Source organism: Streptomyces sp. RLA123, from assembly GCF_056270165.1.
Genome location: NZ_JBWDOR010000003.1, coordinates 6310429 through 6324995, shown reverse-complemented (window position 1 = coordinate 6324995; position 14567 = coordinate 6310429). Strand labels below are relative to the sequence as shown.

16 protein-coding genes are annotated in these 14567 nt (G+C 71.9%); 2 read left to right on the top strand and 14 right to left on the bottom strand.

Annotated elements, in window-relative coordinates; all coding sequences use genetic code 11:
• The first annotated feature begins 43 nt into the window (after positions 1-43).
• Positions 44-1846 carry an MOSC domain-containing protein gene (locus tag RV983_RS28880; protein WP_475988641.1) on the top strand — a complete coding sequence of 601 codons (1803 nt, stop codon included), beginning with the start codon at positions 44-46 and terminating at the stop codon, positions 1844-1846.
• A gap of 31 nt (positions 1847-1877) precedes the next feature.
• On the opposite strand, the gene RV983_RS28875 is transcribed toward RV983_RS28880, so the two are convergent.
• The 11 genes from RV983_RS28875 to RV983_RS28825 form a co-directional block, all read right to left on the bottom strand.
• Entirely contained in the window at positions 1878-2771 is an 894-nt protein-coding gene (locus tag RV983_RS28875) for a diacylglycerol kinase (RefSeq protein ID WP_475988640.1), read from the bottom strand.
• 31 nt (positions 2772-2802) lie between these two features.
• On the bottom strand, positions 2803-3744 hold the full coding sequence (tatC, locus tag RV983_RS28870) for a twin-arginine translocase subunit TatC (protein ID WP_475988639.1): 942 nt from the start codon (positions 3742-3744) through the stop codon (positions 2803-2805).
• A 65-nt stretch (positions 3745-3809) separates the two neighbouring features.
• Positions 3810-4094: a Sec-independent protein translocase subunit TatA gene (gene tatA / locus RV983_RS28865; RefSeq protein WP_475988638.1), complete on the bottom strand. Its 285-nt coding sequence runs from the start codon at positions 4092-4094 to the stop codon at positions 3810-3812.
• Positions 4095-4338: 244 nt separating this feature from the next.
• On the bottom strand, positions 4339-4542 hold the full coding sequence (locus tag RV983_RS28860; protein ID WP_475988637.1) for a hypothetical protein: 204 nt from the start codon (positions 4540-4542) through the stop codon (positions 4339-4341).
• Between the two features lie 19 nt (positions 4543-4561).
• Positions 4562-4858, bottom strand: coding sequence for a hypothetical protein (locus RV983_RS28855; protein WP_475988636.1), 297 nt, complete (start codon positions 4856-4858; stop codon positions 4562-4564).
• 12 nt (positions 4859-4870) lie between these two features.
• A complete protein-coding gene (locus RV983_RS28850) occupies positions 4871-5818 on the bottom strand; it encodes a helix-turn-helix transcriptional regulator (protein ID WP_475988635.1) in 948 nt (315 codons plus the stop codon).
• Positions 5819-5835: 17 nt separating this feature from the next.
• A complete protein-coding gene (locus RV983_RS28845) occupies positions 5836-6816 on the bottom strand; it encodes a helix-turn-helix transcriptional regulator (protein ID WP_475988634.1) in 981 nt (326 codons plus the stop codon).
• A gap of 189 nt (positions 6817-7005) precedes the next feature.
• On the bottom strand, positions 7006-7377 hold the full coding sequence (locus RV983_RS28840) for an FKBP-type peptidyl-prolyl cis-trans isomerase (RefSeq protein WP_319662005.1): 372 nt from the start codon (positions 7375-7377) through the stop codon (positions 7006-7008).
• Positions 7378-7417: 40 nt separating this feature from the next.
• Positions 7418-8407 (bottom strand): FKBP-type peptidyl-prolyl cis-trans isomerase, encoded by a 990-nt coding sequence (locus RV983_RS28835; RefSeq protein ID WP_475988633.1) that lies wholly within the window; start codon positions 8405-8407, stop codon positions 7418-7420.
• Positions 8408-8520: 113 nt separating this feature from the next.
• A complete protein-coding gene (gene pafA, locus RV983_RS28830) occupies positions 8521-9882 on the bottom strand; it encodes a Pup--protein ligase (RefSeq protein WP_384280409.1) in 1362 nt (453 codons plus the stop codon).
• Positions 9883-9891: 9 nt separating this feature from the next.
• Entirely contained in the window at positions 9892-11139 is a 1248-nt protein-coding gene (locus RV983_RS28825) for an MFS transporter (RefSeq protein WP_475988632.1), read from the bottom strand.
• 112 nt (positions 11140-11251) lie between these two features.
• Here RV983_RS28825 and RV983_RS28820 point away from each other — a divergent pair, with 112 nt between their 5' ends.
• Complete coding sequence (locus RV983_RS28820; protein WP_475988631.1) at positions 11252-12259, top strand: LacI family DNA-binding transcriptional regulator; 1008 nt, start codon at positions 11252-11254, stop codon at positions 12257-12259.
• 73 nt (positions 12260-12332) lie between these two features.
• Here RV983_RS28820 and prcA read toward each other — a convergent pair whose 3' ends face one another.
• Genes prcA through RV983_RS28805 form a run of 3 tightly spaced genes read right to left on the bottom strand, consistent with a single transcriptional unit; the run spans position 12333 to position 14558 of the window.
• Positions 12333-13118, bottom strand: a complete 786-nt coding sequence (gene prcA / locus RV983_RS28815) for a proteasome subunit alpha (RefSeq protein ID WP_475988630.1) — start codon at positions 13116-13118, stop codon at positions 12333-12335.
• Positions 13119-13170: 52 nt separating this feature from the next.
• Positions 13171-14016: a proteasome subunit beta gene (gene prcB, locus RV983_RS28810; protein WP_475988629.1), complete on the bottom strand. Its 846-nt coding sequence runs from the start codon at positions 14014-14016 to the stop codon at positions 13171-13173.
• A complete protein-coding gene (locus tag RV983_RS28805) occupies positions 13968-14558 on the bottom strand; it encodes an endonuclease VII domain-containing protein (protein WP_475988628.1) in 591 nt (196 codons plus the stop codon). The genes prcB and RV983_RS28805 overlap by 49 nt, the downstream gene beginning before the upstream one ends.
• Between the last annotated feature and the right edge of the window lie 9 nt (positions 14559-14567).

Genomic DNA, 14567 nt, shown 5'->3' with positions numbered 1-14567 from the left:
CGGGACGCCGCCCCGGCGAGCACACCGACGAGGAAGGGACCTCATGGCCACTCTGGTCTCCGTGAACGTCGGACTGCCCAAGGACGTCGAGTGGCACGGGCGGATCACGCACACCGGTGTCTGGAAGCGGCCCGTCACGGGCCGGCGCACCGTGCGGCGGCTCAATGTGGACGGCGACGGCCAGGGGGACCTCGCCGGGCACGGCGGGGAGATGCGGGCGGTGCTGGTCTACCAGCTCGACTCCTACCGCCACTGGCAGGAGCAGTTGAAGCGGGACGACCTGTCCTACGGCCAGTTCGGCGAGAACTTCACCGTGGACGGACTGCCCGACGACGAGGTGTGCATCGGCGACCGCTACCGCATCGGCAGCGCGGAGTTCGAGGTGACCCAGCCCCGGGTGACCTGCTACCGGGTCGGCCTGCGGATGGAGGAGCCGCAGATGGCGGCGCTGCTGGTCTCCCACGCCCGGCCGGGCTTCTACTTCCGCGTGCTGACCGAGGGCGAGGTGGCGGCGGGCGACGAGATCATCAAGATCGCCGCGGGTCCCGAGGCGATGACGGTCGCGGAGATCGACGCGGTGCTCTACCTGCCGGGCCACGAGCGCTCCCAGGTGGAGCGCGCCCTGCGCATCCCGGCGCTCAGCCCCGGCTGGCAGGGCTCGATGCGGGCCCTGCTCGCAGAGGCGGCCGACGCCGACGAGGGGACGGAGAGCGACCGGCCGCCGGGGGCGGCCAAGGGCAACGCCGGACTGACCGCGGGAAGCGTCGGCCCGCCGCCCGCGTGGCCGGGCTTCCAGGCGCTGCGGGTGGCGGGCATCCGCCCGGAGAGCGACGGCATCTTCTCCGTGACGCTCGCCGCGGCCGACGGCCGGCCCGTGCCGCCGGGGCTGCCCGGGCAGTTCCTCACCGTGCGGATGCGGCCCCGGCCGGACGGGCCGCCGGTGATCCGCAGCTACTCGCTGTCCGGCCGGCCGGGCGCGTCGGCCTACCGGATCAGCGTGAAGCAGGAGCCGCACGGCGTGGCGAGTACCTATGTGCACGAGCAGCTGAAGGTGGACGACGTGCTCGAAGTGGCCGCGCCCCGCGGCGCCTTCACGCTGGCCCAGGGGGACACACCGGTCCTCCTGGTGTCCGCCGGCGTGGGGGCGACGCCGGTGCTGGCGATGCTGCACGCACTGGCCGACGCCGGCACCCGGCGCCCGGTGTGGTGGGTGCACGGCGCCCGGGACGGCCTCCACCATCCCTTCGCGGCGGAGGCGCGCGACCTGCTGGCCGGGCTGCCGGGCAGCCGCGCGTTCGTCGCGTACAGCAGGCCGCGCGCGCAGGACCGCCTCGGGGCCGACTACACCGCGGCGGGGCGGCTGACCGCGGACGTGCTGCGCGAACTGGCACCGCCGGCCGACGCGGCAGCCTACATCTGCGGTCCCGACGCCTTCATGGCGGACATGACCGAGGCCCTGCGCGCCTGCGGGCTCACGCCGGCGAGCATCCGCACGGAGGCCTTCGGGGCGCAGTCCGCGATCACACCGGGAATCGCGCAGGGCCCGGCGAGGGCCCCGCACCAGCCCGCGCACCCGCCGGGCCCGGCCACCGGACCCACGGTGTCCTTCGCCCGCAGCGGCCTGAACGTGCCCTGGGATCCCGGCTACGGGACGCTGCTGGAACTCGCCGAGGCCTGCGACGTGCCCACGCGCTGGTCGTGCCGCACCGGTGTCTGCCACACCTGCGAGACCGCGCTGCTGTCGGGCCGCGTCCGGTACGAGCCCGACCCGGTCGACGCGCCCGCCGAGGGCAATGTCCTGGTCTGCTGCGCGCAGCCGCCCGAGGACCTCGTCCTGGACCTGTGACGCGGCACGCGCGCCCGCCGGTGCGGGACGCTCACGCCCCGGTGAGCAGGCGCGCCGCCCGGGGCACCGTGACCGCGGTCAGCGGCAGCGGTCCGAGACGCTCGCCGTCGGCGTAGCCCGTGAGGTCCGCGGCCGCGAGCGTCACCTTGGCGGCACGGTGCACGGTGACCACGGGGTGCGTGGTGTGGGTGCCCCGGAAGACCCGGGGGAAGACGCGCAGCAGCGTGCCGCGGGAGCAGGGGCCCACCACGCAGATGTCGAAGAGGCCGTCGTCCATCGCGGCGTCCGGGCAGATCCGCATGCCGCCGCCGTACGAGGATCCGTTGCCCACCGCTATCAGCGTCGCCTCGATCTCCCGCTCCGCGCCGTCGTCGAGAGTGATCCGGTACGGGATGGGCCGCAGCGTCGCCAGTTCGGCGAGCATCGCCACGTCGTAGCGCAGCCTGCCCGCCGGGTAGCGCATGCGGTTGCCCCGGTCGTTGACGCGGGAGTCGAAGCCCGAGGCCAGGACGGTGCCGAACCATCGCTCCCCCACCTGCCCGAGGTCGATCTCCCGGGTCCGCCCCTCCTTCAGCGCCCGTGCGATCAGCCGTCCGGCCGCCGCGGGGTCGCCCAGGGGAAGCCCGGCGGCGCGGGCGAAGTCGTTGCCGGTGCCCGCGGGCACCACACCGATGGGGGTGGCGGTCCCGGCCACCGCGCGCAGCGCCAGGGACACCATGCCGTCGCCCCCGGCGGCGACCAGCGCGCCGGTGCCGCCCTCGACCGCCTCACGGGCCTTGAGCAGGGCGTCCGCGGCGTCGGCGCCGGTCACCGTGCGCACGGTGTGGCCCGCCTCCCGCAAGGCGCGGACGGCCGGCGACGCGGCGTGCGCGCCCCGGCCGCGGCCTGCGGTGGGATTGACGATGAGGGTGATCTCGCTGGTCACGCGCGGACCCTACCGCGCGTCACGCCCCGTGTCAGGTGGCGTCGTCGAAGCCGCGTCCGCTCGGCTGGATGTCGTCGTCCACGGGCGACGCCTGCTCGGGCACCGGAGCCCCGACGGGCTCCGGGGTCAGATCGAGCTCGGACGCCTCGTCGTCGTCCAGGTCGGCGTCGGGGTTGGCCCGCTGCTTGCGCCGGTCGTTGAGCAGCGAGACGGCGACGGCCAAGAAGTACAGCACCCAGATCGGGCCCGCCAGCGCCATCATGGTCAACGGGTCGGTGCTGGGGGTGGCGACCGCCGCGAAGACGGTGATGCCGACGATCATCGCGCGCCACCAGCCGAGCATCCGCCGCCCGGTGATCACGCCGCCGAAGTTCAGCAGCACCAGCAGCAGCGGCATCTCGAAGGCGAGGCCGAAGACGATGACCATCCGCGTGACGAGGTCGAGCAGGTCGTCCAGGGGCAGCAGGTTGTCGACGTTGCCGGGCGTGAAGTCGATCAGTACCCGGGCGGTGGTCGGCAGCACCTTGTAGGCGAAGAAGCCGCCGCCGAGGAAGAGCGGGAAGCCCGCGCCGACGAAGGAGAGCGCGTACTTCTTCTCGTGCCGGTGCAGACCCGGCGCCAGGAACGCCCAGAGCTGGTAGAGCCAGACCGGCGCGGCGAGCACCACCCCCGCCGTCAGCGAGACCTTCAGCGCCAGGGTGAACGGCGTCAGCAGACCATTGATGGTGATCCGGGCGCAGTTGCCCTGCGACTGCCTGGCCAGCTCGGTGAACGAGCTGTTGCAGCCGACCGACTCCAGCACCGGCTTGGTGAAGAACTCGATGATCTCGTTGTAGAAGAAGGCGGCGACGACCGTGACGACGATGATCGCGAGCAGCGCTTTGGAAAGCCTGTTGCGCAGTTCACGCAGGTGCTCCACGAGGGGCATGCGCCCGTCGGGGTCCCTCTCCTGCTTGCGGGCGGACTTGAGCAACCCACGTCCTCAATTCGGGCGGTCGCCGCCGTCCCGGTCGGCCACCGCGTACCTGTGCCGTGCGGTCAGCTCTGGGTGTGCTGGGTCTGCTGCTGCGGCGTCTCGTTCACCGGGCGGGCGCTGGCGACATCGCCGGGCGCAGCCTGGATCGTACGCGGCGCGGCCTGCGGGGCGTCCGCAGACTGCTCGGCCGGGGCGTCGTCGTTCTTCATCGCCTTGGCCTCGCTCTTGAGGATGCGCATCGACTTGCCGAGGCCGCGCGCCATGTCCGGCAGCCGCTTGGCGCCGAAGAGCAGCAGGATGACGACGAGAATGAGAATGATCTCGGTGGGGCCGAGCCGTCCGAACATGTGCGTCTACCTTCTCACCGAGGCGGCATGGGTACCTGTCTGTGACCTGCGGGCGCAGTACGCCCACCGACCACTCTGCCAGCGATCGTAACGTGCGGGAGTAAACGTGTGGCAATCACCCGGCATCCGTACAGTTGCTGCCCCCGCCGCGCTCTTGTGGGGCCGCGAAGTGCAGCGTACCTCCCGGGACCGCGGAGAACGAGAGCCCGTCGGACGGTGGTACTGCTGCCCGGCCGACCGGAGTTCACGGCCGGGAGAGGTCGCCGGCTTCCCTGGCCAGCGGAGCCGCCGCCCGCTGCAACTCGTCCGCGGCGCGCGTCAGTTCGGCGCCGCCGCGTCCCACCTGACGGGCGAGACCGAGCACCTCGGCGTACACGCGGATGCCGAGGACGCCGAGCACGAGGATGCCGGCGGTCGCGAGGCCGACGTACAGGTAGAGCCACCACATGGCAGCCGAGCGTAGCGGTTCAGCCGACGTGGAGCCGCATCGTGCGCACACCGCCGTCGGTGAGCAGTTCCACTATGCGGTCGCCCGCGGGCTTGCGGACGGAGATGCCGCAGTCGGGGCAGGTGAAGGAGTAGAACGTCGTCCGGTGGCTGCCCCCGATGGCCAGCCGCAGGTCGCCCGCGGTGAGTTCGAAGCTCGCCCGGCACTCGGTGCAGGAGGCCCGGAAGACCGCACCGGGCGCCGGATCGTCGCCGGGGGCGGGATCGTCCGCACCGGAGGTGCCGGGCGCGTCCGCCCGGTCCGCCGTGTCGGTCATTGCCGCTCCCCGTCACTCACCGTAGGCCTCGAGGGCCTGGGCGGCCGCGTCCCGGGCGCTGGCGACCAGGTCGGCGGGCGAGACGATGCGGCCGTCCCGGCCGAGCCGCAGCGCCAGTCGGCGCAGCGAACCCGGGTCGGGGGTGCGCAGAGTGATCCGCAGGCCCCCGTCGGGCAGTTCCTCGGCGCGGTCGTGCGGGTAGTACTCGGCGACCCAGCGCCCGCCGGGCCCGACCTCGGCCACCACCTCCGGGTCGTCGCCCGCCGGCTGCACCAGCCCCTGGGACAGGTCCCGGGGCTCGATGCGCGGCGGGTCGCTCGCCTCGTCCAGCAGCCGGATCTCGGCGACCCGGTCGAGCCGGAACGTGCGCCGGTCCTCCGACAGCCGGCACCAGCCCTCGAAGTAGGTGTGGCCCACCGCGAACAGCCGGATCGGGTCGACCTCGCGCTCGGTCAGCTCGTCCCGGGCCGGCGAGTAGTAGCGGATCCACAGCCGGCGCCGCTCGGCGATGGCCCGGTCGACGTCGGCGAAGACACTGCCCTCGGACTCGAAGGTCACCGAGAGCCGCGCCGAGGCGCCGGCGGCCTCGCCCGCCGCGCCCTCGATCTTGGCGGTGGCGCGCAGCAGCGCCTGCCGGTCGCTCTCGCGCAGTCCTGGCAGGTTGGCGACGGCGCGGGCGGCCACCAGCAGCGCGGCGGCCTCGTCGGCGGCCAGCCGCAGCGGCTGGGCGACGTCGTCCACGTTGTGCCACCAGATGCGCTCGCCGTCGGTGTCGATGTCGAGCAGGTCGCCGCCGCGGAAACTGGTGCCGCACAGCGGGAGCACGTTGAGGTCGCCGATCAGCTCGGCCTCGGTGACCCCGAACGCGCGGGCCACGTCGCTCACCCGGGCGCCGGGGCGCTCGCGCAGATAGGTGACCAGGGACAGCATCCGGCGCGTCTGGTCGATCGCGTTCGCCATCTCGTCCTTCTCCCCGCTCAGCCCTTGGCGACGGCGCGCAGCCGGTCCACCACGTCGGCCCGCAGCTCGGCGGGCTCCAGTACGACCACGTCCGGGCCGAACTCCACCAGCCAGGCGTCCAGTCCGTGCCCGTACGGGATCTCCAGCTCGTCCCAGTCGGCGTCCACCGGCAGTATCTCCACGGCCCGCGCCCGCAGCGGGTAGCCCGAATCGCGGCGCAGCCGGATCCGGGCGGTCGCGGTCGCGCCCTCTCCGGCCCAGCTGGCGACGGCGGCCCGCACGTCCACGTGGTCGGGCACGTCGGCGGTGAAGGTACCGCTGCGGGTGCGCACCCGGCCGGTGATCCGGGAAAGCCGGAAGACCCGGACGGCGCCGCGGTCGCGGTCCCAGCCGGCCAGGTACCAGTGGCCGCGCCAGCACTCCAGCGCCCAGGGCTCGACCTGGCGGGGTTCGGGGCGGACCGCGTTGGCCTTGCGGTAGTCGAAGGCGACCGGCCGGCGGTCGCGGGTGGCCAGCATCAGCGGCTCGAACGCCGGCTCGGGGGCCGGGATGCGGGGCTCCAGCGCGCTCTGCCCGGAGGCGGCGGGATCACGCGAGCCCGCGTCGGCGTCGGCGTCGTCGAACGGCACGCCGGCGGCGCGCAGCTTCTGCAGGGCACCGCTGGCGGCCTCGGCGAGCCGGGCCTGCTGCCACACCTTGGCGGCCAGGCTCAGCGCGGCGGCCTCCTCGGCGTCCAGGGCGATCTCCGGAAGGCGGTTGCGGTCCCTGCGGGCCAGGTAGCCGATCTCGCCGTCGATGCTCTCCACGGTCTCGATGACCATGCCGAGTTCACGCAGGTCGTCCTTGTCCCGCTCGAACATGCGGTTGAACGCCTCGTCGGAACCGATCTCGTGATAGGCCTCGATGGAAGCGCGCAGCTCCCGCTTGCTGGCCGGGCGCCGGGTGTTCATCAGGCACAGCGCCAGGTTCATCAGCCGCTCGGCCTTGGCAATGGCCACTCGACGCAACCTTCTTCCTCTTCGGCTCTCGATCGAGACCGTACCGCGACGGCGCCGCCCGGCAAAAGCGAATGCGGCCTGCTCGCCGGGGGTCCCCGGCGAACGGGCCGGGACACGGCGGAGCCCCCGTCGCACCGGGGGTGCCGGTGCGACGGGGGCTCCACTGCGCGAAGGACGCCCCACAGTCCGTCAGACGGACAGCAGATCCACCACGAAGATCAGGGTCTCGCCCGGCTTGATCGCCGGGGTCGGGCTCTGGTTGCCGTAGGCGAGGTGCGCCGGGATCGTCAGCTGGCGACGGCCGCCGACCTTCATGCCCTGCACGCCCTGGTCCCAGCCCTTGATGACGCGGCCGCCACCGAGGGGGAAGGTGAAGGGCGAGTTGCGGTTCCAGCTGGCGTCGAACTCCTCGCCGGTGCTGAAGGCGACACCCACGTAGTGGACCGTGACGTTCTGTCCGGACTTGGCCTCGGCGCCGTCGCCCTCCCAGATGTCCTTGATCTCCAGGTCGGCCGGGGGCTCGCCGCCCGGGAAGTCGATCTCGGGCTTGTCGATGCTCACGTACGTGCTCCTCTTGATATTGCGGACAACCTGCACAGTTTTACATCACGGCGAGGATGTCGACGGTGAAGACCAGCGTGGAGTTGGCGGGAATACCGCTCTGCGCCTTGTCGCCGTAACCCTGGGCGGCCGGCACGACGAGCAGCACGCGGCTGCCGGCCTTCTTGCCCACCAAGCCCTCCTGCCAGCCCTTGATGACCTGCTGGAGGGAGAAGGAGGCGAGCTGGCCGCGGGAGTACGTGGAGTCGAACTCCTTGCCGCCGTCCCACAGAACGCCCTTGTACTGCACGAGCAGGTTGTCGGCGGCCTTCACCTCGGGGCCGGTGCCCTCGATGACGTAGTCGGACACCAGCTTGGCCGGCGCTGCGCCCTTGGGAACATCGATCGAGGGTGACTGGCCGTCGGTGTTGGTGCCGACCTTGGGCAGGGCGGCGTCGGTCTGCGGCACGGCCTTGCCCTGCGCGGAGCTCTTCGCGCCGAAGGTGTTCACCACGTCGACAACGAACACGAGCGTGTCGGTGCCCTTGATGCCGGCCTGGGCGTTGCCCTGCGCGCCGTAGCCGAGGGCCGGCGGGATGGCCAGCTCGACGCGGTCGCCGACCTTCTTGCCCACCAGGGCCTTGTCCCAGCCGGGGATGACCTGCCCGACGCCGATGGGGAAGACGGCCGGCGCGCCGCGGTCGTAGGAGTTGTCGAAGACCTTGGCGGTGCTCCAGATCTGGCCGAGATAGTTCGCCTGGAGGTAGTCCCCCTTGGCGACCACGGCGCCGCTGCCCTGGATCAGGGTCTTGACCGCCAGGTCGCTGCTCGGGTCGCCCTGACCCTTGGCGACGGTCGGCTTCTCGCCGAACTTCGTGCCGGCGGTGATGTCCGGCACCGGACCGCTGACGATGTTGACGGTGGCGGAGGGGGCGGAACCGGAACCCGATGGGGAGGCGCCGGGCTTGACCTTGTCGGACTTGTCGTCACCGCAGCCCGCGAGCGTGAGCAGGCCGGCCGGCACGGCGAGGAGGAGAGAACGTCGGCGCACGGGGATCCCCATCAGGTCGATCTTGTGTATCTGGCGTGCGCGCCACTCTACGGCGTGCGCGGGGCCCCGTACGAACACCGACGGGGCCCCGCGCCTGCCTTCACGCTCTTGTGCTACATCCCGGCGATCAGCTTCTCCACCCGGTCGTCGACGGACCGGAAGGGGTCCTTGCACAGCACCGTGCGCTGCGCCTGGTCGTTGAGCTTCAGGTGCACCCAGTCGACCGTGAAGTCGCGCCGCTGCTCCTGGGCGCGGCGGATGAAGTCGCCGCGCAGCCGGGCCCGGGTGGTCTGCGGGGGCACCGACTTGGCCTCGAAGATCTTGAGGTCGTTGCAGATCCGCTTGGCCTGACCTCGCTTCTCCAGCAGGTAGTACAACCCGCGGCGACGGTGGATGTCGTGGTAGGCGAGGTCTATCTGCGCGATGCGCGGGTGCGACATGGTGATGTTGTCGCGGGCCCGGTACCGCTCGATCAGCCGGTACTTCATCACCCAGTCGATCTCGGTGCCGATCCGGTCCAGATCACCGCTGCCGATCGACTCCAGGGCCCGGCCCCACAGTTCGAGGACCTGCTCGATGACCCCGTTGCGGATGCCGCGACGCTCGCAGAAGTCCACCGCCTTGGAGTAATACTCCTCCTGGATCTCCAGCGCGGAGGCCTCCCGGCCGGAGGCGAGGCGCACCTTGCGCTGTCCCGTTATGTCGTGGGAGACCTCGCGGATCGCCCGGATCGGGTTCTCCAGCGTGAGGTCCCGCATGACGGTGCCCGCCTCGATCATGCGCAGCACGAGGTCGGTCGCACCGACCTTCAGCAGCATGGTCGTCTCGGACATGTTGGAGTCGCCGACGATGACGTGCAGGCGCCGGTAGCGCTCGGCGTCCGCGTGCGGCTCGTCCCGGGTGTTGATGATGGGCCGGGAGCGCGTCGTCGCGGAGCTGACGCCCTCCCAGATGTGCTCGGCGCGCTGGCTGACGCAGAAGACCGCGCCGCGCGGGGTCTGCAGCACCTTGCCGGCGCCGCAGATCAGCTGCCGGGTGACCAGGAAGGGGATGAGGATGTCCGCGAGGCGGGAGAACTCCCCGTGGCGGGCGACGAGATAGTTCTCGTGGCAGCCGTAGGAGTTGCCGGCGGAGTCGGTGTTGTTCTTGAAGAGGTAGACATCACCCGCGATGCCCTCCTCGTGCAGGCGCCGTTCGGCGTCCACGAGGAGCCCTTCGAGAATGCGCTCACCCGCCTTGTCGTGGGTGACCAGTTCCGTCACGTTGTCACACTCGGGAGTGGCGTACTCCGGGTGCGACCCCACGTCGAGGTAGAGGCGGGCGCCATTGCGGAGGAAGACGTTGCTGCTACGACCCCATGACACGACACGGCGGAAGAGGTACCGCGCCACCTCGTCCGGGGACAGACGCCGCTGTCCCCGGAACGTGCACGTGACGCCGTACTCGTTCTCCAGCCCGAAAATGCGGCGGTCCATGCTGAGACTTTACGCCTGATGCGTGGACCTCAAACCGTCTTGGGCCGCGGCGATTCGATCTTTTTCTGTCCCGCTTGCCGGGTTTGGAAGGGCCAGCGGGCGACCCCCGGCCAGCAGGACCGCCAGCGCGGCCAGTCCGCCCGCCCCCGCGACCGTGAACGCGGCCACCGCTCCGCCGTACTGGGCGGCGGGTCCCGAGGCCGCGGTGCCGATCGCCGCGCCGACACCGAACCCGGTGACGATCCATGAGAACGCCTCGGTGACCGTGCCCGCCGGGGCGTGCCGGTCCACCACCACGAACGCACAGGCCAGCGACGGCGCCAGGAACAGTCCCGACAGGGCCGCGAGCGCGGCCATGAGGGCCACGCCGGGCACGAGGACGAGCGGGAGATAGCAGACCGCCAGGCCCGCCATCAGCAGTCGCAGCCTGCGCTCGGGCACCCCCGGCCACTGCCGGGCCCCGTACACCACGCCGCCCACCAGCGCGCCGAATCCGGTGCCGGACAGCACGTAGCTGGAGACCATCCCGCCGCCGTGGTCGTCTGCGAAGGCGACGGCGGCCACCGCGATGGAACCGAGCGCCAGGCCGACGAAGAAGAAGGACGCGACCACCACGACGATGCCGCGCGAGCGCAACGGCCCCAGCCAGTCCGGGACCCGTGGCTCCGATCGCCATGTCCGCGACGGCGGCGAGACCACCACGCTGACCGCCCCCGCCACGCCGACGGCCGCGATCCACAGCAGCGCGGCCCTCTCGGAGAAACCGGCCACCAGCAGGGTCACCAGCAGCGGCCCGACCGCGAACATGACCTCCTGCGCGGCGGCGTCCAAGGCGTACGCGGCGTGGACCCGGTCGGCCCTCTTGAGCACCCCGGGCCACAGGGCCCGCAGACCGCCCTCCAGCGGCGGGGTGAAGAAGCCGGCGACGAGCATCGCCGCGTAGGCCAGAGGCAGCGGGCGGAGCCCGGCCAGCGCGAAGAGCGTCATCCCCGCGGCCGAGGCCACCGCGGCGGGCAGCATCACGCGGGGCTGCCCGAGCCGGTCGACGGCCCGGCCCAGCAGCGGCTGGCCGACGGCGTTGGCGATGCCGTAGACCGCGGACAGCGCGCCGGCGAGGGCGAAGTCGCCGCCCTGCGCCCGGGTGAGCAGCACGATCCCGAGCGCGGCCGTGGCGTTGGGGAGGCGGCCGGTCAGGGTGCCGGCCAGCAGCCGCATCGCGTGCGGTGCGCGCAGCAGGTCCGCGTAACCCGTCGCCATGGCCGCCCCTTCGTCTAGTTGTACGTATAACTACCCGGGTCATACGTACCATGGCCGCAGTCCACGGGTCCAGCCGTGGCACAGGTCGAGCACGGCAAGAGGGGCCCCAACGGTGACCGAAACAGCGCGCCCTACCTCCCGGGACGTCGCACGGGCCGCGGGCGTCTCCCAGGCCACGGTCTCGCTCGTGCTCGGCGGCAAGTGGCGCGGCCGGGTGTCCGAGAGCACCGCCGACACCGTCCGCGCACAGGCCCGCGAACTCGGCTACCGGCCCAACATCGCCGCGCGCAACCTGCGCCTGGGCAGGACCCGGACCGCCCTGCTGGTCGTGCCCTCGATCACCAACGAGTACTTCGCCCGCATCTACACCGGCGCCGCCCGCGTGGCCGAGGAGAACGGCTTCGGCGTCGTGCTCTACCCCTCCCCCGAGGGCGTCGGGCCGGCCCGCGACCCCTTCGGCTCGGCACGGGCCGCGCTGGACGGCATCATCGCGTCCTCCATGGCCGCCGACGCACTCGCCGCGATCGGGGAGGGCGGACTGCCCCTGGTGATGCTGGACGCGGACCCCGGCGCACCCGGGCCCGCCGCCACCGTCAACCTCGCCATCGCCGACGGGATGCGGCAGATCGCCCGCCACGTGCGGGCCCTCGGCCACCGCCCGGAGCGGGTCGCCCACCTCGCCGCCGGCATCGACACCTGGACCTTCCGGGTACGCGCCCAGGCCCTCGCCGACGTCCTCGGGACCACCCCCGCCACCGAGCACTCCGCCCTCGATTTCGAGGCCGCCCGGCAGGCCACCGAGCGCCTGCTCGCGCGCCCCGGCCCCCGTCCCACCGTCGTGGTCTGCGACGACGACGTCCTCGCGGTCGGCGCCTGCAAAGCCCTGGGCCGCCTCGGACTGCGGGTCCCCGACGACGTCTCGGTGACCGGCTACGACGACTTCGCGCTCGCCACCGCGATCGAACCTGAACTCACCACCGTCCGGCTGCCCGCCGAGGCCGTCGGCGCCGGCGGCATGACCGCCCTGCTGGACGCCCTGGCGGGCCGCCCGGCGGGCAGCGCCGAACTCCCCGTCCACCTGGTCGTCCGCGGGTCCACCGCCCCGCCACGGGACGCCTGACGGCACGCACGCGAACGCCCCGGCCACCACTGGGGCGGCCGAGGCGTTGGGCGGGATGCGGGAGCGCGCGGACTCACACGTCCTCGTCGAGCTCCGGAAGGTCGTCGTCATCGTCGGCCGCGGTCGCCGGCGCGGCCTTGCCCGCCGTGCCACCGGTGCCCTCGTCCTCCAGCAGCCGCGACAGCTGCCGGCCGAGGATGCGCTTGAACTTGCGCTGCTGCGGCCGCGTGCGGTCCAGCACCGCCACTTCCAGCTGCTCCGCCGTGAGCTGCCGGTCGCTGCCGTTGTTGTCCCGGCTCAGGGACTCCACCGCCAGCTTCAGCGCCTCCGCGAGGGTCATGCCGTCACGGTGCCGCTGGTCCAGATAACTGCCGATCTGGTCGGAGTTGCCGCCGACCGCCACGGCGCCGTGCTCGTCGACGATCGAACCGTCGTGCGGCAGCCGGTAGATCTGGTCCTCGGAGGGGTCGGAACCCACCTCCGCGACGATCAGCTCCACCTCGTACGGCTTCTCGCCGACGCTGGAGAAGATCGTGCCCAGGGTCTGGGCGTACACGTTCGCCAGGCCGCGGGCGGTCACATCGTCACGGTCGTAGGTGTAACCACGCAGGTCGGCGTAGCGAACCCCGCCGATCCGCAGGTTCTCGAACTCGTTGTACTTGCCCACCGCGGCGAAGGCGATGCGGTCGTAGATCTCGCTCACCTTGTGCAGTGCGCGGGACGGGTTCTCGGCGATGAAGACGATGCCGTCGGTGTACTGCAGAACGACGACGCTGCGCCCGCGCGCGATGCCCTTGCGGGCGAACTCGGCGCGGTCGGCCATGGCCTGCTGGGGTGATACATAGAACGGCGTCGACACCGGCTATCCGTCCCTTTCTGTCGTTTGCGGGTGCATCTGAGGACGTCCGGGCTCAGAGCAGCTCGGCGCGCGGGCCGTCGGGCTGCTGCATCCGCCGCTCGTGGATGGCGCGGACGATCTCCTGGCTCTCGGACTCGGTGAGCCTGCGGAAGCCGTCCTCGGTGATGACCGTGACGATCGGGTAGATACGGCGCGCCAGATCGGGACCACCGGTCGCCGAGTCGTCGTCCGCCGCGTCGTAGAGCGCCTGGACGACCAGGGTGGTGGCCTGCTCGCCGGTGAGGTCGGGCCGGTAGAGCTTCTTCAGCGCGCCGCGGGCGAAGACCGAGCCGGAACCGGTGGAGGCGAAGCCGTGCTCCTCGGAGCGGCCGCCCGTCACGTCGTACGAGAAGATCCGGCCCCTCCCGCGGTCGGTGTCGTAACCGGCGAAGAGCGGGACCACGGCCAGACCCTGCAGCGCCATGCCGAGGTTGCTCCGGATCATGGTCGACAGGCGGTTCGCCTTGCCCTCCAGGGACAGGACGTCGCCCTCGATCTTCTCGTAGTGCTCCAGCTCCAGCTGGAAGAGCTTGACCATCTCCACGGCCAGGCCCGCCGTACCCGCGATGCCCACCGCCGAGTACTCGTCGGCGGGGAACACCTTCTCGATGTCGCGCTGCGCGATGATGTTGCCCATCGTGGCCCGCCGGTCACCGGCCAGCACCACGCCGCCGGCGAACGTCGCCGCCACGATCGTGGTGCCGTGCGGCAGTTCGATGGCGCCCTGCACCGCCGGCAGCGGACGGCCGCCCGGGAGCATCTCCGGCGCGTGCGCGCCCAGGAAGTCCACGAACGACGACGAGCCGGGCGTCAGGAAGGCAGCTGGTAGACGCCCGGTGCTACGAGTGTTGGCTTCCACACGTTTCCTTCCACGTAGGCGGCCGCCCGCCGTATGACGTCGGGCCGATCCTTCAACTGCCCCAGCGCGGCATTGCAGCTGAAGCACAGTACGCCACGGACCCTACCCGTCCCGTGGTCGTGATCCACATGTTCCGCCGGGGCTTCCAAACAAATGCAGCAGATACCGAACTGCTCAGTGACCATGGCGTCCCGCTCGGCCTCGGTCATCCCGTACTTCCGCTTCAGGTGACCGGCCCGGCCTTCCACCGCCCGGCACGACTTGCACCGGGTCGACAGGCCGTCCGACGCGCTGCTGTTGCGGTCCCACTCACTGTGCGGCTTGGTCTCCCCGCAACGACGGCAGTGCCTGTGCCCCGGGGGCACAAGCACTCGCGGCCGTACGTTCTTGCCCTTCGCCAACTGCCTCCGCTGGTGGCATTCGGCCCAGCACAGCCGGCAGTAGGCCTGGAGACCGTCGCGCGACGCCCACCTGTTCTTGGCGAACGCCTCACACGGCAGTGCCACCTTGCACCGAGAACACCGCTTCACGCCCCCGTTCATGGATGTGGA

Excerpts from the sequence above, each read along its gene's own strand:
- RV983_RS28855 (WP_475988636.1), bottom strand. The coding sequence starts at position 4,858 with ATGACCGACACGGCGGACCGGGCGGACGCGCCCGGCACCTCCGGTGCG.
- RV983_RS28825 (WP_475988632.1), bottom strand. The coding sequence starts at position 11,139 with ATGGCGACGGGTTACGCGGACCTGCTGCGCGCACCGCACGCGATGCGG.
- RV983_RS28850 (WP_475988635.1), bottom strand. The coding sequence starts at position 5,818 with ATGGCGAACGCGATCGACCAGACGCGCCGGATGCTGTCCCTGGTCACC.
- pafA (WP_384280409.1), bottom strand. The coding sequence starts at position 9,882 with ATGGACCGCCGCATTTTCGGGCTGGAGAACGAGTACGGCGTCACGTGC.
- tatA (WP_475988638.1), bottom strand. The coding sequence starts at position 4,094 with ATGTTCGGACGGCTCGGCCCCACCGAGATCATTCTCATTCTCGTCGTC.
- RV983_RS28860 (WP_475988637.1), bottom strand. The coding sequence starts at position 4,542 with ATGTGGTGGCTCTACCTGTACGTCGGCCTCGCGACCGCCGGCATCCTC.
- RV983_RS28880 (WP_475988641.1), top strand. The coding sequence starts at position 44 with ATGGCCACTCTGGTCTCCGTGAACGTCGGACTGCCCAAGGACGTCGAG.
- RV983_RS28805 (WP_475988628.1), bottom strand. The coding sequence starts at position 14,558 with ATGAACGGGGGCGTGAAGCGGTGTTCTCGGTGCAAGGTGGCACTGCCG.